This is a genomic window from Actinomyces sp. zg296 (assembly GCF_009829695.1).
Lineage (GTDB): Bacteria > Actinomycetota > Actinomycetes > Actinomycetales > Actinomycetaceae > Actinomyces > Actinomyces marmotae.
In genome coordinates this window covers 1-21,707 of sequence record NZ_VWPG01000009.1, presented here as the reverse complement: position 1 = coordinate 21,707, position 21,707 = coordinate 1, and the positions used below count along the sequence as shown (strand labels likewise).

The 21,707-nt window shown below is 72.1% G+C and carries 21 protein-coding genes and 1 pseudogene; 18 read left to right on the top strand and 4 right to left on the bottom strand.

All coding sequences use genetic code 11. The annotated features are described in order from the left end of the window. Window positions 1-9 precede the first annotated feature (9 nt). Window positions 10-981 carry a tyrosine recombinase XerC gene (locus tag GVV76_RS08050; protein ID WP_235905571.1) on the top strand — a complete coding sequence of 324 codons (972 nt, stop codon included), beginning with the start codon at window positions 10-12 and terminating at the stop codon, window positions 979-981. Here the strand turns inward: GVV76_RS08050 and GVV76_RS10460 are convergent. Next, on the bottom strand, window positions 954-1,790 hold the full coding sequence (locus GVV76_RS10460) for a M23 family metallopeptidase (protein WP_236263319.1): 837 nt from the start codon (window positions 1,788-1,790) through the stop codon (window positions 954-956). The genes GVV76_RS08050 and GVV76_RS10460 overlap by 28 nt on opposite strands. Before the next feature lie 557 nt (window positions 1,791-2,347). Between GVV76_RS10460 and rpsB the strand changes: the two genes are divergently transcribed. Together rpsB and tsf are read left to right on the top strand one after the other, a co-directional pair. Beyond that, entirely contained in the window at window positions 2,348-3,217 is an 870-nt protein-coding gene (rpsB, locus tag GVV76_RS08040; protein WP_159626286.1) for a 30S ribosomal protein S2, read from the top strand. 44 nt (window positions 3,218-3,261) lie between these two features. After that, complete coding sequence (tsf, locus tag GVV76_RS08035) at window positions 3,262-4,101, top strand: translation elongation factor Ts (protein ID WP_159524271.1); 840 nt, start codon at window positions 3,262-3,264, stop codon at window positions 4,099-4,101. Between the two features lie 172 nt (window positions 4,102-4,273). Here tsf and GVV76_RS08030 read toward each other — a convergent pair whose 3' ends face one another. Next, window positions 4,274-4,546 (bottom strand): hypothetical protein, encoded by a 273-nt coding sequence (locus tag GVV76_RS08030; protein WP_159626284.1) that lies wholly within the window; start codon window positions 4,544-4,546, stop codon window positions 4,274-4,276. A gap of 12 nt (window positions 4,547-4,558) precedes the next feature. Further along, entirely contained in the window at window positions 4,559-6,307 is a 1,749-nt protein-coding gene (locus GVV76_RS08025) for a sodium:solute symporter family protein (protein ID WP_159626282.1), read from the bottom strand. Window positions 6,308-6,592: 285 nt separating this feature from the next. On the opposite strand from GVV76_RS08025, the gene pyrH reads away from it, so the two are divergent. The 11 genes from pyrH (at window position 6,593) to GVV76_RS07970 (ending at window position 18,013) form a co-directional block, all read left to right on the top strand. Next, window positions 6,593-7,351: a UMP kinase gene (gene pyrH, locus GVV76_RS08020; RefSeq protein ID WP_159524268.1), complete on the top strand. Its 759-nt coding sequence runs from the start codon at window positions 6,593-6,595 to the stop codon at window positions 7,349-7,351. Between the two features lie 96 nt (window positions 7,352-7,447). Continuing rightward, on the top strand, window positions 7,448-8,005 hold the full coding sequence (gene frr / locus GVV76_RS08015) for a ribosome recycling factor (protein WP_159524267.1): 558 nt from the start codon (window positions 7,448-7,450) through the stop codon (window positions 8,003-8,005). Between the two features lie 68 nt (window positions 8,006-8,073). Further along, window positions 8,074-9,012: a phosphatidate cytidylyltransferase gene (locus tag GVV76_RS08010; RefSeq protein ID WP_201292224.1), complete on the top strand. Its 939-nt coding sequence runs from the start codon at window positions 8,074-8,076 to the stop codon at window positions 9,010-9,012. A gap of 158 nt (window positions 9,013-9,170) precedes the next feature. Continuing rightward, window positions 9,171-10,343 carry a 23S rRNA (adenine(2503)-C(2))-methyltransferase RlmN gene (gene rlmN, locus GVV76_RS08005; RefSeq protein ID WP_413227758.1) on the top strand — a complete coding sequence of 391 codons (1,173 nt, stop codon included), beginning with the start codon at window positions 9,171-9,173 and terminating at the stop codon, window positions 10,341-10,343. Next, window positions 10,340-10,882 (top strand): DivIVA domain-containing protein, encoded by a 543-nt coding sequence (locus GVV76_RS08000; protein WP_413227756.1) that lies wholly within the window; start codon window positions 10,340-10,342, stop codon window positions 10,880-10,882. The genes rlmN and GVV76_RS08000 overlap by 4 nt, the downstream gene beginning before the upstream one ends. A 43-nt stretch (window positions 10,883-10,925) precedes the next feature. Beyond that, a complete protein-coding gene (gene dxr, locus GVV76_RS07995; RefSeq protein WP_159626344.1) occupies window positions 10,926-12,203 on the top strand; it encodes a 1-deoxy-D-xylulose-5-phosphate reductoisomerase in 1,278 nt (425 codons plus the stop codon). Then, complete coding sequence (locus tag GVV76_RS07990; protein ID WP_159626280.1) at window positions 12,200-13,525, top strand: M50 family metallopeptidase; 1,326 nt, start codon at window positions 12,200-12,202, stop codon at window positions 13,523-13,525. Before dxr ends, GVV76_RS07990 begins: the two co-directional genes overlap by 4 nt. Window positions 13,526-13,583: 58 nt before the next feature. Further along, window positions 13,584-13,841, top strand: coding sequence for a hypothetical protein (locus tag GVV76_RS07985; protein ID WP_159626278.1), 258 nt, complete (start codon window positions 13,584-13,586; stop codon window positions 13,839-13,841). 78 nt (window positions 13,842-13,919) lie between these two features. Then, window positions 13,920-15,098: a flavodoxin-dependent (E)-4-hydroxy-3-methylbut-2-enyl-diphosphate synthase gene (ispG, locus tag GVV76_RS07980; protein WP_159524262.1), complete on the top strand. Its 1,179-nt coding sequence runs from the start codon at window positions 13,920-13,922 to the stop codon at window positions 15,096-15,098. A 39-nt stretch (window positions 15,099-15,137) separates the two neighbouring features. After that, window positions 15,138-16,094, top strand: a complete 957-nt coding sequence (locus GVV76_RS07975) for a GNAT family N-acetyltransferase (protein WP_159626276.1) — start codon at window positions 15,138-15,140, stop codon at window positions 16,092-16,094. A 107-nt stretch (window positions 16,095-16,201) separates the two neighbouring features. Continuing rightward, entirely contained in the window at window positions 16,202-18,013 is a 1,812-nt protein-coding gene (locus tag GVV76_RS07970; protein WP_442858369.1) for a proline--tRNA ligase, read from the top strand. A 54-nt stretch (window positions 18,014-18,067) separates the two neighbouring features. Here the strand turns inward: GVV76_RS07970 and GVV76_RS07965 are convergent, their stop codons facing one another. Further along, window positions 18,068-18,904, bottom strand: coding sequence for a Tat pathway signal protein (locus GVV76_RS07965; RefSeq protein ID WP_159626272.1), 837 nt, complete (start codon window positions 18,902-18,904; stop codon window positions 18,068-18,070). A 342-nt stretch (window positions 18,905-19,246) separates the two neighbouring features. Here GVV76_RS07965 and rimP point away from each other — a divergent pair, with 342 nt between their 5' ends. The 4 genes and pseudogenes from rimP to GVV76_RS07945 form a co-directional block, all read left to right on the top strand. Continuing rightward, window positions 19,247-19,717 carry a ribosome maturation factor RimP gene (rimP, locus tag GVV76_RS07960; RefSeq protein ID WP_159626270.1) on the top strand — a complete coding sequence of 157 codons (471 nt, stop codon included), beginning with the start codon at window positions 19,247-19,249 and terminating at the stop codon, window positions 19,715-19,717. Between the two features lie 61 nt (window positions 19,718-19,778). Then, window positions 19,779-20,825 carry a transcription termination factor NusA gene (gene nusA, locus GVV76_RS07955; protein WP_159626268.1) on the top strand — a complete coding sequence of 349 codons (1,047 nt, stop codon included), beginning with the start codon at window positions 19,779-19,781 and terminating at the stop codon, window positions 20,823-20,825. A 111-nt stretch (window positions 20,826-20,936) separates the two neighbouring features. Further along, window positions 20,937-21,272 (top strand): YlxR family protein, encoded by a 336-nt coding sequence (locus tag GVV76_RS07950; RefSeq protein WP_159524256.1) that lies wholly within the window; start codon window positions 20,937-20,939, stop codon window positions 21,270-21,272. 92 nt (window positions 21,273-21,364) lie between these two features. Next, window positions 21,365-21,707: pseudogene (locus GVV76_RS07945) on the top strand (translation initiation factor IF-2 N-terminal domain-containing protein); the annotation flags it as partial.

Genomic DNA, 21,707 nt, shown 5'->3' with positions numbered 1-21,707 from the left:
CCTGGGCGCATGAGCGGCGACCACGGCCCCGGGGCGGGGAAGGACCTGCCCTCCTCGCGAGGGGAGCTCCTGGACGCCTGGTTCCGGCATCTGAGCCTGCAGCGAGGCCTGTCGGAGCACACGGTGCGCGCCTACGTGGGCGACCTGGAGGACCTGCTCGACTTCCTCGGGGCGGGCGCGGGGGAGGCCGAGCCGATCGGGCCCGCCCTGGCCAGCCTCGACCTGGCCGACCTGCGCGCCTGGCTCGCCGGCATGTCCGGCGCCGGGCGCTCGCGGGCCACCATGGCCCGGCGCAGCGCCGCGATCCGCGCCTTCTCCACCTGGGCCCAGCGCTCGGGCCTCCTCCGCTCCGACGTCGCCGCGCGCCTGCGCTCCCCGCGAGTGGACAACCGCCTTCCCACCGTCCTGACCACAGGGCAGGCCGCCGCGCTCCTGTCCGCGGCATCCGAGCGCGCCAGCCAGGCCCCACCCTCCGAGCGCCCCCTGGCCACGCGTGACCTCGCCCTCCTGGAGATCCTCTACGCCACCGGCATGAGGGTCTCCGAGCTTGCCGGACTGGACCTCGGGGACGTCGATGACGCCAGGCGCACCATCCGCGTCCTGGGCAAGGGGGGCAAGGAGCGTACCGTCCCTTACGGCGCCCCGGCTGCCCGAGCCCTGGGGCGATGGCTCGATCAGCGCCCCGCCCTCGTCTGCCCCCGCACCGGCGCCGCTCTGTTCCTCGGCGCCAGGGGCGGGCGCGTGGATGCCCGCGCCATCCGCGAGGTGGTCCACCGTGCCGCCGCGGCCGCCGGGGTCCCGGACCTGGGCCCGCACGGGCTGCGGCACTCTGCCGCGACGCATGTCCTTAGCGGGGGCGCGGATCTGCGCAGCGTTCAGGAGCTTCTGGGCCACTCATCCCTGGCCACCACCCAGCGCTACACGCATGTCAGCGCTGAGCGCCTGCGCGCCGTCTACGAGCAGGCCTTCCCCCGGGCCTGAGGGCGCGCCCGGGGCGGCGCCCATCGACAGGTGCGTGCCGCCCTGAGTGGTGCTATTTCCGCCGAGTGGGGCGTCCTGCCCGCACCGGTGGGTGCGGATGGCACCGGTGGGTGCGGATGGCATCGGTCAGCGCGGATGGCACCGGTGGGCGCGGCGGGCTTGAGGCGGATGACAGGCGGGCGCAGGAGGCGCAAGGGGTTGATGTAGGACTTCCTGGCGGTCCTGGCGCCCCAGTGGAGAGCATCGACGCCGTCGGAGCGGTGACCGGGCAGCAGGGTCCCGATCACCTGGCCGGCGCCCACCGCGTCGCCCGCGGCCACGCTCGGCGCCACCGGCTCATAGGTGGTGCGGATCCCGTCCGCATGATCGATCGAGATCACGGGGCGCCCCGCCACCATCCCCGCGAAGGCCACCTCGCCCGCGCCCGCCGCGCGCACGGGGCTGCCCGCGGCCACCGCCAGGTCGACGCCGCGGTGCCCCGCGCCCCACACGACGGCGGGAGGATCGAAGCCCTCGACCACCGCCACTGGCCCACCCGTGGGCCACACGTAGCGCGCGCGCCGATGCGCGTCCTTGGCGCGCTCCAACGGCGCGCTCACGGGGAGGACCGCGCCGCGCGCCGCCACTTCGGCGCCGGGCCCCGCGGGTGGGGCGCCGACGGCGGGGAGGGGGATGAGCGCTGCGAGGGCCACAGCGGCGAGCGACGTGACCAGCAGGCGCAGCGCGCGGTGCGGCCCTGGGGAGGCGCGGGGGAGCGGGGAGGGGGCGGCGGGCCAGGCCGGCGGTGAGGCGGGTGGCGAGATCGGCATGGCCCCATGCTCAGGCTCCTCAGCGCGCCCCGGCGTCGCGCGCTCACAGGAGCGCCGGGAGCCGGAGCGCCTCCATGCCTGTGGTTCCCGGGCGAGGGCGGGCCCCGTGACGAGAACGACACCCGGGCAGTGGCATCATTGCCCGGCACGATGCGGAAAGGTCGATGTCACTGTGATAACCTCACGGGCGCGGTTCGCTGTGATGCGCGCTGGTCGGGCTCCCTCGGGAACACCGGTCCGGCGCGGGCCCGGATCCTCATGGCCCCGGGGAGCAGCGACCGACTTCGCGTGCCCGCACCCAGCGCCCCCGGGCTCTGGGAACGTCCTTTCGGACGCCGCGGTCGCGGTCCCGCACGGCCCTCCCGAATCACCGGGGGCGCAGGCGGGTGGCCGCGCGTCGCGGGCACCAGGCCCTATCCGCCCGCTCCAGGGCGGACCCGGCGCGTCCGGGCACAGGGGATCAACTCAAAGAACCCATGGGACGCCGTCGCTGATCGGCGGCGCCCCCTGACACATGGCGGACCGGGCAACCTCCCGGCCGCGCGAAAGGACGAGTCATGGCAGTCGTGACCATGCGCCAGCTCCTCGAGTCCGGTGTCCACTTCGGGCACCAGACCCGCCGGTGGAACCCCAAGATGAAGCGCTTCATCCTCACCGAGCGCAACGGCATCTACGTCATCGACCTCACGAAGTCCGTCGACGGCATCAACACCGCCTACGACTTCGTCAAGGAGACCGTCGCCCGCGGCGGCAACATCCTCTTCGTCGGCACCAAGAAGCAGGCACAGGCCGCCGTGGCCGAGCAGGCCCAGCGCGTCGGCATGCCCTACGTCAACCAGCGCTGGCTGGGCGGCATGCTCACCAACTTCTCCACCGTGCGCGCCCGCCTGGACCGCATGAAGGAGCTCGAGCAGATCGACTTCGACGACGTGGCCGGCTCCGGCCGCACGAAGAAGGAGCTGCTCATGATGCGCCGTGAGAAGGACAAGCTTATCCGCACCCTCGGCGGTATCCGCGACATGTCCAAGCTCCCCGCCGCCGTGTGGGTCGTGGACACGAAGAAGGAGCACCTGGCCATCTCCGAGGCCTCCAAGCTCAACATCCCGGTTATCGCGATCCTCGACACCAACTGCGACCCCGACGAGGTCACCTACGGCATCCCGGGCAATGACGATGCCATCCGCTCCGTCAGCCTGCTCACCCGCGTCGTCGCCGACGCCGCCGCCGAGGGCCTCCTCGCCCGCTCCGCCGGCCGCGCCCGCACCGGCTCCGAGGCCGAGGTCGGCACCCCCGAGGCTGAGCCGCTGCCCGAGTGGGAGGCCGAGCTCCTCGCCGGCGCTGAGGCCGCCACGGCCGAGCAGCCCGCTGAGGCTCCCGCCGCCGCCCCGGCCGAGGCCGCCGACCAGGCCCCGGCCGAGCGCGCCTGAGCGCCCCTGACGACATTCCCCACGCTTCAACACCAGGAGAATCCATGGCGAACTACACCACCGCTGACATCAAGGCGCTCCGCGAGAAGACCGGCGCCGGCATGCTCGATGTCAAGAAGGCCCTCGACGAGGCCAACGGCGACGTCGAGAAGGCCATCGAGATCATTCGCGTCAAGGGCCTCAAGGGCATCGCCAAGCGCGAGGGCCGCGCCGCCTCGGCCGGCCTCATCGCCGCCAAGGTCGTTGACGACGCCGACGGCCAGACCGGCGTGCTCGTCGAGATCAATGCCGAGACCGACTTCGTGGCCAAGAACGAGAAGTTCCTCGGCTACGCCGACAAGGTCCTCTCCGCCGCCCTGGCCTCCGGCGCCGAGTCCGCCGAGGCCCTGGCCGAGGTCGAGGTCGACGGCTCCACCGTCAAGGACCTCACCGACTCCATGCAGGCCGTCATCGGCGAGAAGATCGTCGTGCGCCGCGTCGGCCGCCTGAGCGCCCCCAAGGTGGAGCTCTACCTGCACCGCACCAACCCCGACCTGCCCGCCCAGGTGGGCGTGCTCGTCGGCACCGACGCCAAGGCCGCCGAGGCGGCTCACGACGTCGCGATGCACACTGCCGCCTACTCCCCGGCCTACCTCACCCGTGAGGACGTCCCCGCCGACGTCGTGGCCAAGGAGCGTTCCATCGCCGAGGAGACCACCCGCGCCGAGGGCAAGCCCGAGCAGGCCATCGCCAAGATCGTCGAGGGCCGCCTGGGCGGCTTCTTCAAGGAGAACTGCCTCGTTGAGCAGGCCTTCGCCAAGGACCCCAAGACCACGGTCGGCAAGGTCGTCGAGGCCACCGGCGGCGAGCTCGTCGGCTTCGTCCGCTTCCGCGTCGGCGCCTGATCGCTAAAGCCCGCTGACCAGCGGTCAGCAAGAGCACGGCCCCCGGTCCCTCGTGGACCGGGGGCCGTGGCGCGCGCGGCGCAGTGCCGCACAGTGCGGCGCAGTGCCGCGCAGCGCGGCGCAGTGCCGCGCAGCGCGACGTGGCGACGGGGGAACTGAGGAGCGGGCGGCCTCAGCCCTGGCGCTGGGCTCCGGGATCGGACGGCGAACCGTCCGACCCCTTGCCGGAGTCGCCGGGGGAGGCTCCCCACCACAGGGCCATGAGCACCGCCACGACGACGAGGGCGATGCCCGCCCACAGGTTCGCGTTGACGCCGCCCGTCTTGGCCATCTCGTCCTCCCCGTTGAGGAATCCCGAGCAGACAAGCAGGAAGAGGCCGAAGATGCCGAGGACCGCGGCGATGACCGTGCGGATATCGGCCAGGATCTTTGACAGCAATGACATGTCCGTGGCTCCTCAGTGGAAGATCGAGTTGAGCAGGATGACGAGCGCGCCCGCGCAGACCGCCAGCGGGACCGGCTTGCGGAACCAGGGCAGCGACGCCTCGTTCGGGTCTGTGCGCGCCTCGTGCGGCGTGAGGGAGTAGACGAAGCCCTCCAGCTCCACGGCGGGCTTGGGCGTCGTTATCAACGAGACGACGACGGTCACGAGGATGTCGACAGCGAAGGCCGTGCCCGCGGCGAGGAAGGCCAGGCCCTGGCCGGGCAGCGTCAGGTGCCCGGTCCAGGACGCCACGTTGAGGGCGAGCGCCGCCAGTGTCCCGCAGGCCAGCCCGGACCAGCCCGCGTGGCTCGTGGCCCGGCGCCAGAACATCCCGATGATGAACGTGGCGAACAGTGGCGCGTTGAACATGGAGAAGAGCTGCTGGAGGTAGTCCATGAGGTTGGAGTAGTTCGACGCGATGAGCGCGGTGAAGATCGCGACGGTGGTGGCGACCGCCGTCGTGAGCTTGCCCATGCGCAGGTAGGTGGCGTCATCGGCCCTCGTGTTGATGTAGCGCTCGTAGAGGTCCACGGTGACCACGGTGTTGAAGGCGGAGATGTTCGCCGCCATGCCCGCCATGAAGGAGGCCAGCAGACCGGTGATCGCCAGGCCCAGCAGGCCATTGGGCAAGACGTCGCGCATGAGCAGCAGGACGGCGTCGTTGTAGGTGATCTCCCCGTTGGCGGTCGCGCCGCTGAGCGAGGACTGCTTGAGCCCGATGATCTCCGAGACGAGGACCGCGGCCACCATGCCCGGGATGATGACGAGGAAGGGCACGACCATCTTGGCGAAGGTGCCGATGATCGGGGCTGAGCGCGCCGCCGATATCGAGTCGGCCGCCATGGCGCGCTGGACCTCTACGAAGTTCGTCGTCCAGTAGCCGAAGGACAGGACGAAGCCCAGGCCGAAGACGATGCCGAAGACGGACAGGGCCGAGGAATCGAAGCCGGACAGCAGGTTGCCGGGCCAGGAGTGCAGTTGCGCGCTGGGGTCGGCGTAGGCCCCGGTGCCGTGGGTGGTGGCCGCCTCCGTGATCTTCTCCTTGAGGCCGCTCCACCAGCCCACGCGGTTGAGGCCGACGAGGGTCAGCGGCAGCAGCGCCACGATGATGACGAAGAACTGGAGGACTTCGTTGTAGATGGCGGCGGACAGCCCGCCCAGGCTGATGTAGCTGAAGACGATGATGGCGGCGACGATGAGCGCCACCCACAGCGGCCACCCCAGCAGGCGGTGGACGATCGAGCCCAGGAGGTACAGGTTGACGCCGGCGATGAGCAGCTGGGCCAGCGCGAAAGACAGGGCGTTGATGAGGTGGGCGGCCCGGCCGTAGCGCTTGAGCATGAACTCGGGCACGGAGCGCACGCCGGAGCCGTAGTAGAAGGGCATCATGACCAGGCCCAGGAAGATCATGGCCGGGATGGCGCCGATCCAGAAGTAGTGGAAGGTCGGCAGGCCGTACTGGGCGCCATTGGCGGACATGCCCATGATCTCGACGGCGCCGAGGTTGGCCGACACGAAGGCGATGCCGGTCACCCAGGCGGGCAGGGAGCGGCCGGAGGTGAGGAAGTCATCGGAGGAGGCCATGCGCCGTTTGGCCATGAAGCCGACTCCCACGACGAAGGCGAAGTAGACGATAATGGGGAAGTAGTCGTACCAGCGGGCCTCCAGCAGCGTGGAAGAGCTCGATGCGGCGAGGGATGGGATCAGGTGGGATGTGGTCATCAACGCCTCCTGGGTGTGAGCCGAGACACGTGAGTGGGTCTCCTCCGCGAGCCTAACGCCCGTGTTAACGGATCGTGACCGTTTTGGCCCACCGATCTGCCCGGGTCCCCCGCCCGCGCTCCACCGCCCCGCCGCCCCATGCGGGCTTCCCGCGACGGCGCGAGCGGGTAGTCTCTACCGGACGGCTCAAGGCCCGCCCGCGACCACCGTCCCGCCCGAGCGCGGGCGTCCCCCGGCGGCCGCGCGGGCGATCCACGACACAGGCAGACAAGCAGAGAGGCAGAGATGGCAGACAAGAGCAGCAGAGACGACCGCGTCGCGCACGGCCACCATCCGCGGCGCGTCCTGCTCAAGCTCTCGGGCGAGGTCTTCGGTGGAGGCTCCATCGGCCTCGATCCCGACGTCGTCTCCGATGCCGCCACGCAGATCGCCGACGCCGTGCGCGCCGGGGTCCAGGTCGCCGTCGTCGTCGGCGGAGGCAACTTCTTCCGCGGCGCCGAGCTGTCGGCCCGCGGCATGGAGCGCGCCCGCGCCGACTACATGGGCATGCTCGGCACCGTCATGAACGCCCTGGCCCTACAGGACTTCATCGAGAAGGCCGGGGTGCCCGCCCGCGTGCAGACCGCCATCGCCATGGGGCAGGTCGCCGAGTCCTACATCCCGCTGCGCGCCATCCGCCACCTGGAGAAGGGGCGCGTCGTCGTCTTCGGGGCGGGCGCGGGCCTGCCCTACTTCTCCACGGACACCGTCGCCGCCCAGCGGGCCCTGGAGACCGGCTGCGACGAGCTGCTGGTCGGCAAGAACGGAGTCGATGGCGTGTACACGGCCGACCCCCGCAAGGACCCCAGCGCCGTCAAGCTCGACCACCTCACCTATGAGCGCGCCCTGGCGGACGGGCTCGCCGTCGTCGACGCCTCCGCCTTCGCGCTCTCGCGCGATAACGGCCTGACGATGCGCGTGTTCGGGATGGGCAAGGACGGCAACATCACCAAGGCCCTCCTGGGTGAGAAGATCGGCACGCTCGTCTCCGGGGGGAGGCCCTGAGCCGCAGGGCGCGCGAGAACCGGTCCAGTCAGATCCAGCACGTGCCGCGCCGCGGCGCGATGACCACCCAGACACCTCCCAAGCGAAGGAAGAACGATGATCGACGACGTCATGCTCTCCACCGAGGAGAAGATGGAGAAGGCCCTGGAGGCCGCTAAGGGCGAACTCGCCGCCATTCGCACCGGCCGCGCCAACCCCTCCATGTTCAACTCGATCCTGGTGGACTACTACGGCGCCCCCACGCCCCTCCAGCAGCTCGCCTCCCTGACGATCCCCGAGGCCCGCACGGTCATCGTCAGCCCCTTCGACCGCTCCGCGATGAAGGCGATCACCACCGCCATCCGCGAGTCCGACCTCGGGGTCAATCCCACCGACGACGGCACGGTCATCCGGGTCGCCCTGCCCGCGCTCACCGAGGAGCGCCGCAAGGACTACGTCAAGCTCGCCCGCTCGCGCGCCGAGGAGGCCCGTGTCCAGGTCCGCGGCGTGCGCGGAAAGGCCAAGAAGGAACTCGAGGCCATCAAGCGCGACGGCGAGGCCGGCGAGGACGACGTCAAGCGCGCCGAGGGCGAACTCGACCAGCTCACCAAGCGCTTCGTCGACGCCATCGACAAGTCCCTGGCCTCCAAGGAGGAGGAGCTCCTCTCCGTCTGATCCGCCTGAGCCCGCCGGCCCCTCGCGGGGCTGACGGAGGCGCCCCACCCCGACCCGAAGAACCCCTCGTGACCATTCTGAGCGCTCTGCTGACACCGCCACCGACGCGCAATCGCGCGCCCCTGCCCGCCACGGGCCGGGCCGGCCGCAACCTGCCGGCCGCGATAGGCGTCTCCGCGGTCCTCATCGCCGGGATCCTGGCCTCCCTGGTCTTCGAGAAGAAGTACTTCGTCGGCGTCGTCATCCTCGCCGTGTGCGGGGCGCTGTGGGAGCTCGCGGGCGCTTTCGCCCGCAAGGGCATCGCCTTGCCGCTCCTGCCCCTGTGGGTGGGGTCCGCCGGCATCGCCATCACCGCCTGGACCCTCGGCGCCGAGGGCGCCTTCGGTGCCTACCTGGCGACCGTCGGGGCCTGCGTCCTGTGGTCCTTCGTGGAGCGCGCCGAGGCCGAGGACGGCACCATCCTCGAGGCCAGCCCCCACGACGTGCCGCGCACCGACGCCCACGATGAGGCCCGGCGCTCGCGCTCCGTGGACGCCACGGCCTCGGTCCTGGCCGCCACCTACCTCCCGTTCCTCGCCAGCTTCGCCGTGCTGCTCGCCGCCCAGGACCACGGCGTCGCCAAGGTCATCACCCTGTTCGCCCTGCCGATCGCCAACGACACCGGGGGCTGGCTGGTCGGCATCACGATGGGCCGCAACCCCATGGCCCCCGCGGTCTCCCCGAAGAAATCCTGGGAGGGGTTCGCCGGCTCCCTCATCGCCGCCGTCGGGGCGGGCGCGGCCTGCCTGGCGTTCCTCGACGGGCCGCTGTGGGCGGGCGCCGCGCTCGGCGCCTGCTGCACGATCGTGGCCACTCTCGGGGACCTGGGGGAGTCCCTCCTCAAGCGCGATCTGGGCCTGAAGGACATGGGCACGCTCCTGCCCGGGCACGGCGGCCTCATGGATCGGCTCGACTCGATCCTGGTCACCGCGCCCATCGTGTACCTGTTCACCCTCATCCCCTGGTGAGAGCCGCGCCGGACGAGACCATGGCACCAGCGAGACAATCGAGAGAAAGGACCCCGAGCCCCGTGAGCCCCACCGTCGGCCGCGCCCGCGCCGGGCGCCCCGAGCCCGTCGCCCTGCGGCGCCGGGCCAGCGGTCCAGCGCCCGGTGAGGTCCAGGTGATGCCCACGGACCAGCCTCCCGAGGGCGCCACCACCCCTGACGCGCGCCCCCGCCTGTCCTTCGCCGTCCCGCCCGCCCGTGGCAAGGCCCCCCGTCACCTGGCCGACCTCGGCCTCGCGGGCAGGAGGGCAGCGCTGGCCGAGGCCGGCCTGCCCGCCTTCCGCGCCGACCAGCTCTCCCGCCACTACTTCACCCGCTTCACCCGCCGCGCCGCTGAGATGACGGACCTGCCCGCCTCCGTGCGCGAGCAGCTGGCCGGCGAGCTCCTACCCGAGCTCATCACCGAGGTCAGGATCATGCGCGCCGACCGCGGCCGCACCCTCAAGCACCTCTGGGAACTCCACGACGGGGTGCGCGTGGAATCCGTGCTCATGCGCTACAAGGACCGCGCCACCCTGTGCGTCTCCTCCCAGGCCGGCTGCGGCATGGCGTGCCCCTTCTGCGCCACCGGGCAAATGGGCCTGACCCGCAACCTCACCACCGCCGAGATCGTCGAGCAGGTCCGCCACGCCGCCCGCGTGTGCGCCGACGGCGCCCTGGCCGGCGGCCCCGCGCGCCTGAGCAATGTCGTCTTCATGGGCATGGGCGAGCCGATGATCAACTACAGGAACGTCGTCGCCGCCCTCCACCGCCTCATCGACCCGTCGCCGGAGGGCTTCGGCCTGTCCGCGCGCGGCATCACGGTCTCCACCGTCGGCCTCGTCCCGCTCATCCGCAAGCTGGCGGGGGAGGGGATGCCCGTCACGCTCGCCGTGTCCCTCCACGCCCCCGACGACGAGTTGCGCGACGCCCTCATCCCGGTCAACTCCAAGTGGAGGGTCGGCGAGCTCCTCGACGCCGCCCACGACTACTTCCGCGCCACCGGCAGGCGCGTATCCATCGAGTACGCCCTGATCAAGGACATGAATGACCACGCCTGGCGGGCCCAGATGCTCGCCGATGAGCTGAACCGGCGGGGCCGCGGCTGGGCGCATGTGAACCCGATCCCGCTCAATCCCACGCCGGGTTCGATCTGGACGTGCTCCGAGCCCAGTGTGCAAGATTTATTCGTGGGCACGCTTCGGCGCGCCGGCATCACCACCACCGTGCGCGACACGCGCGGAAGCGACATCGACGGCGCCTGCGGCCAGCTGGCGGCGGAGGTTCTCAAGCAGGAGAGGATCAGGTCATGACCATGTTCCCCAGGACGTCGTTCTTCCGCCGGGGATACCGTCCCTCGCAGGTGGACGGCTACTTCGAGACGGCCAAGGACATCTACGAGTCCGAGGACCTCGACGAGATGGACTCCGAGGGCGTGCGCACTGTCGCCTTTGACATCGTGCGCCGGGGTTACGAGCCCGGTGCCGTCGACGCGGCCCTCGACCGTCTCGAGACCGCCTTCCTGCAGCGGCGCCGGGCCGAGTTCGTCGCTCAGAACGGGCGCCAGGCCTGGATGGACCAGGTGGCCGAGCTCGCCACCACGCTCTACCCCCGCCTCCTGCGTCCCGCTGGGGAGCGCTTTGCCCCGGCTCGCCGCCACGGCTACTCCAAGGCCGACGTGGACGCCCTCATGGACCGCATCGCCGCCTACTTCGACTCGGAGGCGCCCCTGACCTCCGCCGAGGTCCGCACGGCCGTATTCGGCAGCGCGCGCGGCTCCAAGGCCTATGACGAGTCCAGCGTCGACCGCTACCTCGCGCGCGTCGTCGAGGTCGTCTTCTCCGTCGAGTGATGCCCGCCCGGGCCGCGTCCGGAAGGGGACGAGCATGAGCAGCATGACCGCCCGCGCTGGCGCCCCCGGGGCCCTCGTTCTCCTGGGCTCCACGGGATCCATCGGCACCCAGGCCCTCGAGGTCGCCCGGCGCCTCGGGCGGGGCGCCCCCCGTGTCGCCGCGCTGGCCGCCGGCGGCTCCCGCCTCGATCTCCTGGCCGAGCAGGCCCTGCGCTTCGCCGTCCCGCTCGTGGCCCTGGCCGATGGGCGCCCGGGAATCGAGCGGGCGCTGCGCGACGCCCTGACCGCCGCCTCCGAGCGCCTGGGCCGCCCCGACCCCGTCACCACGATCCTGACCGGCCCGGACGCCGCCGCGGACGCCATCGAGGCCTCCGGCGTAGGGGAGGGGGACACGGTCCTCAACGGCATCACCGGCTCGGTGGGCCTTCGCCCCACCCTGGCCGCGCTCGCCAGCGGGGCGCGCCTGGCCCTGGCCAACAAGGAGTCACTCGTCGTCGGCGGGGCGCTGGTCAGGGAGGCGCTGCGCCGCCCCGGCCAGGTGGTCCCCGTGGACTCCGAGCACTCCGCGATCGCCCAGGCCCTGGCCTCCGGGCGTCACGAGAAGGGCCTGACCAGCCCCGTCGTCACCGGGACCAGCGAGGTGCGCCGCCTGATCCTGACCGCCTCCGGCGGGCCCTTCCGCGGGCGCGACCGCGCCTCGCTCGCCGGTGTCACCGCCGAGCAGGCCCTGGCCCACCCCACCTGGGCGATGGGCCCGGTGGTGACCATCAACTCCTCCACCCTCGTCAACAAGGGGCTCGAGCTCATCGAGGCGCACCTCCTGTTCGACATCCCGCCCGAGCGCATCGACGTCGTCGTCCACCCCCAATCGGTTATCCACTCCATGGTCGAGTTCATCGACGGCGCCACGATCGCCCAGGCCTCCCCTCCGGACATGCGCCTGCCCATCGCGCTGGGCCTGACCTGGCCCGAGCGCCCGGACCTGGCCGGGCTGGTGGCCCCCAACGACTGGAGCGCCCCTGTGGCCTGGGGCTTCGAGCCCCTCGACGACGACGCCTTCCCCGCCGTCGGCCTGGCGCGCTCCGCCGTGGCCGCCTCAGCCACCCACCCCGCCGTCCTCAACGCCGCCAACGAGCAGGCCGTCGCCGCCTTCCTGGCGGGCGGCCTGGAATGGATGGACATCGTGGGTATCGACGCCGCCGTCCTGGGCGAGCACGAGGGCTTGGCCACGCCCGGGCTCGACGAGGTCGCGCAGGTGGAGGCATGGGCGCGGGCGCGCGCCGACGAGCTCATCGCCTCCCGTGGCAGACTGCGCGCATGACTCAGGCCCTCGCATACGCCCTCGGCATCCTCGTCCTCGTGATCGGCATCGGCATCTCGGTGGCTCTTCACGAACTCGGGCACATGATCCCCGCCAAGCGCTTCGGAGTGAAGGTCCCCGAGTACTTCATCGGCTTCGGGCCCCGTGCCTGGTCCACGCGCCGGGGGGAGACCGAGTACGGGGTGAAATGGATCTGGCTGGGCGGCTACGTCAAGCTCGTCGGCATGATCCCCCCGGCCAGGCCGGGCCGCCCGGACAAACCCGGCTCCCAGATCGCCGAGGCCCGCGCCGAGGCCCTGGCGGAGATCGAGCCGGGCGAGGAGCACCGCGCCTTCTACCTCCTGAGCGTGCCCCGCAAACTCCTCGTCATGGCGGGCGGGATCCTCACCAACCTCGTGTTGGGTGTCCTCCTGCTCACCGTCGCCTTGTGCGGCATCGGCCTGCCGGGCGGCACCACCACGCTCAAGAGCGTCTCAGCCTGCCTGACCTCCGACGTCGACTCCGGCACTGCCTGCGCGGACACCGACCCGACGGCGCCCGGGGCCCAGGCGGGCCTGCGGGCGGGCGATGAGATCCGCTCCTGGGACGGCGCGCGGACCTCCTCCTGGAAGGACGTCCAGGCCGCCATCGCCGCCTCCGGCACGCGCCCCGTGCCCGTCGTCGTCCAGCGCGACGGCGCCGAGGTCACCCTGACCGTCACCGCCGTCGAGGTCCAGCGCAAGGTCCTCGACCCCCGGGGCAACCCCGTGCTCGATTCCGACGGCAACCCCACGACGACCACCCGCCCCTATGTCGGCATCAGCCCCGTCCACGGGGCGGTGCCCCTGCCGATCGGCGAGCTCCCATCCACCATCGGCCAGGCCGTCACCGGCACGGTCAAGGCGATCGCCACCCTGCCGGTGGGCCTCTACCACGCGGTGGCCGCCGGGCTCGGCCACGAGGAGCGCTCCGCCAGCGGCGTCATCGGTCTCGTGGGCGTGGGGCGCATCGCGGGCGAGGTGTCCAGTGCCGGCACGGGCGCGTCCTCGGTGAGCGTCCCGCTGGAGCTGCGCGTCTCCCAGATGCTCATGCTGCTCGGCTCCCTCAACCTGGCGCTCTTCGCCTTCAACCTCATCCCCCTGCTGCCCCTCGACGGCGGTCATGTGGCCGGCGCGCTCTGGGAGGGGGCCCGGCGCCGCTGGGCGCTGGCGCACGGGCGCCCCGACCCCGGCCCCGTGGACACCGCCCGCATGCTGCCCGTGGGCCAGGTGGTCTTCGGCATCCTCATCGTCATGACCGTCGTCCTCGTGTGGGTCGACCTCGTCGCCCCGATCACCGGATAGGGGTTCTGACCAGGTGGTAGCCTGCTGACAGGCCGGCATCGCGGCACGGCGGCTCATCATGGCCATCGCGGCGCAGGAGCTCACCTTGGATCTCACGGCCTTCTTCCTGCCCGATGCCGATGATGTTCAGGCTCTTTCGATCCTCCGCGCCTGGGGCGCGCCCGAGGCGACCGCTGGCCTCATTGTGGGCACGCTCGTGCTCAGCGCGCTCATCGGGGCCGTCCTCCTGCTCGTCACCGTCGTGGCGGACCTCCACTCGGCCCGTCAGAGCGGTGGTGGTCCGCCTCAGCCCCATCCGGGTGACACCACCGGGTGACCTGGTTGGCCGCGGCATCGCGCTCACCACACCCTCCGTCGTCGTGCGCGCGCGCAGCGCGGTGCCATACTGGGGCGCGTGACTGAAGCGATCGCCCTTGGCATCCCCTCCGTGCGTGAGGAGCGCCCTGTTCTCGCCCCCCGCAGGCCCACCCGGAGGATCCGGGTCGGCGACCTCGCCGTCGGCGGCGACGCCCCCATCACCGTGCAGTCGATGACGACGACGAAGACTCACGACATCGGGGCCACCCTCCAGCAGATCGCCGAGCTCACCGCCTCCGGCTGCGACATCGTGCGCGTCGCCTGCCCCACGGATAAGGACGCCGAGGCCCTGCCCATCATCGCCAAGCAGTCCCGCGTGCCCGTCATCGCCGACATCCACTTCAAGCCGAAGTACGTCTTCCAGGCGATCGAGGCCGGATGCGGGGCCGTGCGCGTCAACCCCGGCAACATCCGCAAGTTCGACGACCAGGTCGCCGCGATCTGCAAGGCCGCCTCCGACGCCGGCGTGAGCCTGCGCATCGGCGTCAACGCCGGATCCCTGGACCCGCGCCTGCTCAAGAAGCACGGCAAGGCGACCCCGGAGGCCCTCGTGGAGTCCGCCGTCTGGGAGGCAGGCCTCTTCGAGGAGTGCGGCTTCCACGACTTCAAGATCTCGGTCAAGCACCACGACGTCGTCACCATGGTGCGGGCCTACCAGATGCTCAGCGAGAAGGGCGACTGGCCGCTCCACCTCGGTGTCACCGAGGCCGGCCCCGCCTTCCAGGGCACCATCAAGTCCTGCGCCGCCTTCGGCACGCTGCTGGCTCAGGGCATCGGGGACACCATCCGCGTCTCCCTGTCCGCCCCGCCGGTCGAGGAGGTCAAGGTCGGCACCAAGCTCCTGGAGTTCATGGGCCTGCGCGAGCGCAAACTCGAGATCGTCTCCTGCCCCTCCTGCGGCCGCGCCCAGGTGGACGTGTGGACCCTCGCCGAGTCCGTCGAGGAGGGCCTGAAGTCCATCAGCGCCCCGCTGCGCGTGGCCGTCATGGGCTGCGTCGTCAACGGTCCCGGAGAGGCCCGCGAGGCCGACCTCGGCTGCGCCTCGGGCAACGGCAAGGGCCAGATCTTCGTCCATGGCAAGGTCGTCGAGACCGTCCCCGAGGACCAGGTCGTCGAGACCCTCATCAGGCACGCCGAGGCCATGGCCGAGCAGATGCGCGCCGAGCTCGGCGAGGACGCCCTCAAGGGCACGGCCCCCTCGGTCCTGACGGTCTGAGGGACGGCGGTCCGGCGGGCGCGGCCCGCCCGCATCGGAATGCCCCTGTTCACGCGCCGACTGACCCCCGTGAGCCCCCGCCGCGCCGGGGGCGTGCTCGCCCTATGCTCCCGCGACCCCGTCCTGTCGCTGCCGCTCGCCCAGCAACTCGAGCGCTGGAGGCAATGGGGATCGGGGGACGTCGTCGTCCTGGGACGGCCCGCGGCCCCCGACGCCGCCGCCTGGTCCACGGGCTCCCTCATCGTCATGGGCCTGGCCCCGCGCCCTGATCTGGGCCTGCCCGGGGCGGGCCGCGTTGGCGCCCGGGCGCTCGCCGAGCACGCCCGCCCGCGCCTGACGCGCAACGGATCGATCCTCGGCAGCCCCGAGGACGTCTCGCTGCTGTGGGATCGCCTGGAGGCGGCCGGGATGCGCTACCGGGAGGCGCGGTGGAACCAGCCCGTCCTCATCGCGCCGAGCCCACCCGGGGGGCTCGCCGCCCGGGCGGTGGCTCGGCGCCCCTTCCTCGACTGGGTCGCGCGCGGGACGCGCCAGGCGCGCCCCGAGGAGGAGCCCCTCGTCCTGCCGGCCTCGGTGGCCATGTTCACAGAGGAGGTCGGCTACGACCCCATGTCCTCCGGCGGCTCCTACGCCCGCCACGTCTCCTGGCTCGTGGGCGAGGGCCGCAGTTACGTGCTCCTCGACGACGGCCAGGGGCGCCCCGCGCGCCCCGGGGGCCCGGCGCGAGTGGCCTTCAAGGTCGACGTCGGCGGGATCTGGCACGCGCCCAACGGCGCGGTCGCCCAGCTCACCGGCGTGTGGACGCGCCCGGACCTGCGGGGCAGGGGAGTGGGCGGCGTGGCGCTGGCCGCCGCCGTCGACGCCGTGCGACAGGAGCACGTGGGGCCAGGCGGCGGGGTGAGCCTGTACGTCAATGACTTCAATGCCCCGGCGCGGGCGCTCTACCGCTCGCTCGGCTTCACCCAGCACGGCGCCTTCGCCACGGTGCTGCTCTGATCCATCAGGGGGCTCCATCCCGGGCCGCGCCGTGGCGGCTCCGCCCATCCCGTCCTGATTCGGGTGCCCGCGGGCCGACCACGTAGGATCGCCCCGTGCTACAGACGATGTCGAACGCCTTCATCCGTACCCTGCGTGAGGACCCCGCCGACGCCGAGGTCGACAGCCACAAGCTCCTCGTGCGCGCCTGCTACATCCGCCGCGCCGCGCCGGGCATCTACACCTGGCTGCCGCTGGGGCTGCGAACCCTGCGCAAGGTGGAGGCGATCGTGCGTGAGGAGATGGACGCCATCGGCGGCCAGGAGGTCCACTTCCCCGGGTTGCTGCCCGCCGATCCCTACAAGGCCTCCGGCCGCTGGACCGAGTACGGCCCCACCCTGTTCACCCTCAAGGACCGCAAGGGCGGCGACTACCTCCTGGCCCCCACCCATGAGGAGATGTTCACCCTGGCGGTCAAGGACATGTACTCCTCGTACAAGGACCTGCCCACCATCGTCTACCAGATCCAGACCAAGTACCGCGATGAGGCCCGCCCCCGCGCCGGCATCATCCGCGGCCGCGACTTCGTCATGAAGGACTCCTACTCCTTCGACATTGACGAGGCCGGCCTGGACGCCTCCTACCAGCTCCACCGCGACGCCTACGAGCGGCTCTTCAAGAGGCTGGGCCTGGACTACGTCATCGTCAACGCCATGTCCGGCGCCATGGGCGGCTCCCACTCTGAGGAGTTCCTCCACCCCTCACCCATCGGGGAGGACACCTTCGTGCGCTCCGCCGGCGGCTACGCCGCCAACGCGGAGGCCGTCACCACCGTCGTGCCCGATGAGATCGACGCCACCGGGGCGCCCGAGGCGCGCGTCGTCGACACGCCGGACACCCCCACGATCGACACCCTCGTCGCCCTGTGCAATGAGGCCTACCCGCGCTCCGACGGGCGGGCCTGGGAGGCCGCCGACACCCTCAAGAACCTCGTCGTCACCCTCACCCACCCCGACGGTGAGCGCGAACTCCTCGTCATCGGCATCCCCGGTGATCGCGATCTCGACATGAAGCGCCTGGAGGCGGCCGTCGCCCCCGCCGAGGTCGCCATGGCCGAGGAAGCGGACTTCGAGGGGCACCCCGAGCTCGTGCGCGGCTACATCGGCCCGCAGGCCATCGGCCCCAACTCGCCCCTGCGCCGCGTGGAGAGGGCCGACGACGGCACTGAGCGCCTCGTGGGCTCCGCGCGCTTCCTCGTCGACCCCCGCGTCGTCAACGGCTCCAGCTGGGTGACTGGCGCCAACGAGCCCAAGAAGCACGTGCTCGGACTCGTCATGGGCCGCGACTTCACCGCCGACGGCACCATCGAGGCCGCCGAGGTCCGCGAGGGCGACCCCGCCCCCGACGGCTCCGGCCCGCTCAGCCTCGCCCGAGGCATCGAGGTCGGCCATATCTTCGCCCTCGGCCGCAAGTACTCCGAGGCCCTGGGGCTGAGCGTCCTGGACGAGAACGGCAAGTCCCGCGTGGTCACCATGGGCTCCTACGGCATCGGCGTCTCGCGCGTCATGGCGGCCCTGGCCGAGGCCAACCACGATGAGCGCGGCCTGGCCTGGCCCATCGCCGTGGCCCCCTTCCACGTGCAGGTCCTGGCCACGGGCAAGGACGACGCCGTCTTCTCCACCGCTGAGGGGATCGCCACCGCCCTGGACGCCGACGGCGTCGAGGTCCTCTACGACGACCGCAGGAAGGTCTCCGCTGGCGTCAAGTTCGCCGACGCCGAGCTCCTGGGCCTGCCCTACACCATCGTGGTCGGCCGCGACCTCGCCAAGGAGGGCACCGTGGAGATCCGTGACCGCCGCAGCGGCGAGCGCCACAGCGTGCCCGCTGACCAGGCCGCCGAGCGGGTCCGCGCGCTCGTGCGCGACGCCCTCGCCCGATAAACCGGTGGCGGGCGCGGCGGCGCCCCCGCCGGCCTCCCGGTGCCGGCGGGCGCCTCAGCCCTGGGTGCCGGGCAGCGCCTCGGCGGTCTCGACCCCCCAGGATGCCGCCCGCAGCGCGGCGGCCACGGAGGCGTCTGAGGCCACCAGGCGCTGATCGCCCGAATCGGAGACGGCGATCGACATCTCCTCGACCATGATCGAGCGCCACAGCGCGCCGATCCACTGTCCGGAAGGGGAGTCCGCGGAGTCGGCCCCTGCGGGCGCGCCGTAGGCGGGCTGGCGCGGGTCGGCGGGCCGCGCCGTCGCCGGGCCCCCGGCTGTGATCGAGGCGTTGACCACCGCGGTGGCGGCCCCGGCGTCCTCGATGGAGTGCCCCCGCGCGGTCGGGTCCGAGGCCGACTGCGCCGCCAGCAGCTCACCGGTGTAGCGCAACTGGTCGTAGAGCGCCAGGGCGTTGTCGGGCAGCGGTGAGGTCGTCGTCGAGGCCGATCGCGCGGACGCCGCCACCGAGCCGGGGGAGAGGGCCTCCTGGCGCAGGGACCACGCGATGCGCAGCGAGGCGGCGAGCCTCGCGAGGCCCTTGTCCTGAGCGGTCCCCAGCGCCGCGCGCGCCGACGCCGCGCCGTCGCCCAGCGCTGTGACCAGATCCTCGGTCGTGGCCGTCCCGGCTGCCGTCTCCACGGGCGTGGCGGTGGGGTGGCCCGTTGGGGCGCCGGTCGGCCAGGGCTCCCAGACGCCCCCGAGGGCGGCGAGTTGGGCATCCGCCTCCTGCGCGATCACCTCCGCCCTCGCGCCGTCCTGCCCGCCCCGGGCGATGACGGCGCGCGCGGTGGAGCCGATGAGCGCGGCACGGCGGGCCAGGGCCTCGCGCGAGGCCTCATCGCCCGTCATCGTCGGCAGCGGATCCGGATCGGAGGGGGCCAACGGCACTTCGCATGCCGCGGTCCCCGCGATAGCGGCGATCCCCAGCACGGCAGCGCCCATTCTGACCAGGGCGGACCGCCTGGGAGGAAGAGAGCGGGCCGCCTGGGAGGAAGAGAGCGGGGAGCGTGGGCGCGCGGTGTCGTTCACGGACCGATCCTCCCATGCCGCGGCACGGTGCCGCCCACCCGCTCGGCCATCCGTGGAGGGCGGGTACGATTGGCCCGACCGAACGCGCGGTGCCCGCCGGCATCGCGCCAGCACGATGCCGGCGTCCAGCCGGCGCCACGCCAATGAGGAACGAGGGACACCATGACGGACACGCTCGCGTCGCGGCTCACCGATCTGCTGGGCCCCGTCGTCGAGGCCGAGGGCCTCTTCCTCGAGGGCGTCCAGACCACCCGGGCCGGCAAGCACTCGGTGGTCAGGGTGATCGTCGACCTGCCCGATGGCCCCGGTGACCTCGACCTCGACCGCATCGGTGAGGTCACCGCCGCTGTCTCTGCCGCCCTCGACGACGCCGACCCGGTCAAGGGCCAGTACACCCTCGAGGTCTCCACCCCCGGCGCCGAGCGCGAGTTGCGCACCCCCCGGCACTTCCGCCGCGCTGTCGGTCACAGCGCCACCGTCACCACCGGCGGCGGTGAGGGCTCTGCCCCCCTCACCGTGACCGGCGTCGTGACCCATGCTGACGACGAGGCCGTCACGATCGAGGCGGATGGCACCGCCACGGCGCTCCGCCTCGACGACATCGCCAGCGCGCGGATGATCGTCGTCTTCTGACCATACGAACCGTCCAGACCCCCATCCCCGAATCAGCACACGGCACCAGACAAGAGGAACCATGGACATCAACATGCCGGAGCTGCGCGTCGCAGCCGACGAACTGGGCATCGACCTCGAGGCCCTGCTGCCCGCCATCGAGGACGCCATTCTCGGCGCCTACTCCAAGGTGCCCGGGGCCATCCGGGGCGCCCACGTCGAGATCGACCGCAAGACCGGGCACATGTCGGTGCTGGCCCCGGAGGTGGATGAGGAGGACGAGCCCACCGGCGAGTTCTTCGACGACACCCCGGACGACTTCGGCCGCATCGCGCAGGCCACGGCCCGATCCGTCATCGTCCAGCGCATCCAGGACCGCCGTGACTTCGAGGTCCTGGGCGCCTTCAAGGACAAGACCGGGGAGCTCATCTCCGGCGTCGTCGAGCAGGGCCGCGACCCCCGGATCATCCACGTGCGCCTCGACGAGGAGCACGAGGGGATCATGCCCCCGCACGAGCAGGTTCCCGGCGAGCGCTACCGCCACGGGGACCGCGTCCGCGTCTACTGCACTGAGATCTCCCGGGGCATGAAGGGCGCCCAGATCATCCTGTCGCGCACCCACCCGGGGCTGGTCAAGAAGCTCTTCGAGCGCGAGGTCCCGGAGATCGCCTCCGGCGACGTCGAGATCGTCGCCATCGCCCGCGAGGCCGGGCACCGCACCAAGATGGCGGTTCGCGCCCGCACCCGCGGCGTCAACGCCAAGGGTGCCTGCATCGGCCCCATGGGCCAGCGCGTGCGCGCCGTCATGGCCGAGCTCGGCGGGGAGAAGATCGACATCGTCGACCACTCCGAGGACCCGGCCCGTTTCGTGGCCAACGCCCTGTCACCGGCGCGGGTGGCCTCCGTGACGGTCGTCGATGACGCCGAGCGCACCGCCCGCGCCGTCGTCCCGGACTTCCAGCTCTCACTGGCCATCGGCAAGGAGGGGCAGAACGCCCGCCTCGCCGCGCGCCTGACCGGCTGGAAGATCGACATCCACGCCGATGCCGAGCTCGGCGAGATCGTCCCGGGCCATGGATCGCGCGCTGACGACGTGACAGGTACCTCAACCCCCGGCGACGGCTCCTGACAGCGCTTTCGGTAGTATTTCCGCGGGCCCTGGGCGGGTCGCGGGGCGCTGAGCGGCGCCCTCGCGCCCGGAGTGGTGGGCGGTGAGTTCCCGGAAGGACACGGTGAGTCGGTGACAGCCTCCTCGCATGTGCCTGAGCGGACCTGCATCGGCTGCCGTGCCAAGGCCCCCAGGCCGCAGTTGCTGCGGCTGGCCCTGACCGCGAGCGGCGAGCTCGCGGTCGACGCCCGGGCCCTCATGCCAGGGCGCGGCGCCTGGATCCACGCGGATCCGGCGTGCCTCGATCTCGCCGAGCGCAGGCGCGCCCTCGGGCGCGCTCTGCGCGCCGAGGGCCCGCTCGACGCGGCCCATGTGCGCGACTGGCTCGCCGCCCACGCGGCGCCCTCGGGAGCGCATGATCCGACCGGTCCCTCCCGGGGCCGGACCACCGATAACGAAGGCGGGTAGGAAGCTGATGGGCACCCGATGAGTACCCAGCGATGAGCTGCCTCTACTAGCGCCCGCTCCTGTCAGGGAGCGGGCAACCTGACAGGAGAAAAGTGGCAAAACCACGCGTTCACGAGCTCGCCAAGGAGCTCGACCCCACTGGCAAGAAGATCACCTCGAAGATGATCCTCTCGTGGCTCAAGGACCAGGGGGAGTTCGTCAAGGCGGCCTCCTCCGCCGTTGAGCCCCCGGTCGCGCGCCGCGTGCGCGAGCACTTCGCGGCGCAAGCGGCCGCGACCCCCAAGGCCGCCAAGCCCGCCAAGCCCGCGGAGGCGAAGAGGGAGGTCAAGGCGCCGTCCGCGCCCAAGCCCGGTGCGAGGCCGGTGGCTCCCAAGCCCGGCGCGCGCCCGGCCGCGCCCGCCCCGGCCCCCGCCGCCCCGTCGGCGCCCGAGGCCG

Bases quoted from the DNA above. Each gene is read 5' to 3' on its own strand.
- GVV76_RS08050 (WP_235905571.1), top strand. From the start codon at position 10: ATGAGCGGCGACCACGGCCCCGGGGCGGGGAAGGACCTGCCCTCCTCG.
- GVV76_RS10460 (WP_236263319.1), bottom strand. From the start codon at position 1,790: ATGCCGATCTCGCCACCCGCCTCACCGCCGGCCTGGCCCGCCGCCCCC.
- rpsB (WP_159626286.1), top strand. From the start codon at position 2,348: ATGGCAGTCGTGACCATGCGCCAGCTCCTCGAGTCCGGTGTCCACTTC.
- tsf (WP_159524271.1), top strand. From the start codon at position 3,262: ATGGCGAACTACACCACCGCTGACATCAAGGCGCTCCGCGAGAAGACC.
- GVV76_RS08030 (WP_159626284.1), bottom strand. From the start codon at position 4,546: ATGTCATTGCTGTCAAAGATCCTGGCCGATATCCGCACGGTCATCGCC.
- GVV76_RS08025 (WP_159626282.1), bottom strand. From the start codon at position 6,307: ATGACCACATCCCACCTGATCCCATCCCTCGCCGCATCGAGCTCTTCC.
- pyrH (WP_159524268.1), top strand. From the start codon at position 6,593: ATGGCAGACAAGAGCAGCAGAGACGACCGCGTCGCGCACGGCCACCAT.
- frr (WP_159524267.1), top strand. From the start codon at position 7,448: ATGATCGACGACGTCATGCTCTCCACCGAGGAGAAGATGGAGAAGGCC.
- rlmN (WP_413227758.1), top strand. From the start codon at position 9,171: ATGCCCACGGACCAGCCTCCCGAGGGCGCCACCACCCCTGACGCGCGC.
- GVV76_RS08000 (WP_413227756.1), top strand. From the start codon at position 10,340: ATGACCATGTTCCCCAGGACGTCGTTCTTCCGCCGGGGATACCGTCCC.
- dxr (WP_159626344.1), top strand. From the start codon at position 10,926: ATGACCGCCCGCGCTGGCGCCCCCGGGGCCCTCGTTCTCCTGGGCTCC.
- GVV76_RS07990 (WP_159626280.1), top strand. From the start codon at position 12,200: ATGACTCAGGCCCTCGCATACGCCCTCGGCATCCTCGTCCTCGTGATC.
- GVV76_RS07985 (WP_159626278.1), top strand. From the start codon at position 13,584: ATGGCCATCGCGGCGCAGGAGCTCACCTTGGATCTCACGGCCTTCTTC.
- GVV76_RS07975 (WP_159626276.1), top strand. From the start codon at position 15,138: ATGCCCCTGTTCACGCGCCGACTGACCCCCGTGAGCCCCCGCCGCGCC.
- GVV76_RS07970 (WP_442858369.1), top strand. From the start codon at position 16,202: ATGTCGAACGCCTTCATCCGTACCCTGCGTGAGGACCCCGCCGACGCC.
- GVV76_RS07965 (WP_159626272.1), bottom strand. From the start codon at position 18,904: ATGACGGGCGATGAGGCCTCGCGCGAGGCCCTGGCCCGCCGTGCCGCG.
- rimP (WP_159626270.1), top strand. From the start codon at position 19,247: ATGACGGACACGCTCGCGTCGCGGCTCACCGATCTGCTGGGCCCCGTC.
- nusA (WP_159626268.1), top strand. From the start codon at position 19,779: ATGGACATCAACATGCCGGAGCTGCGCGTCGCAGCCGACGAACTGGGC.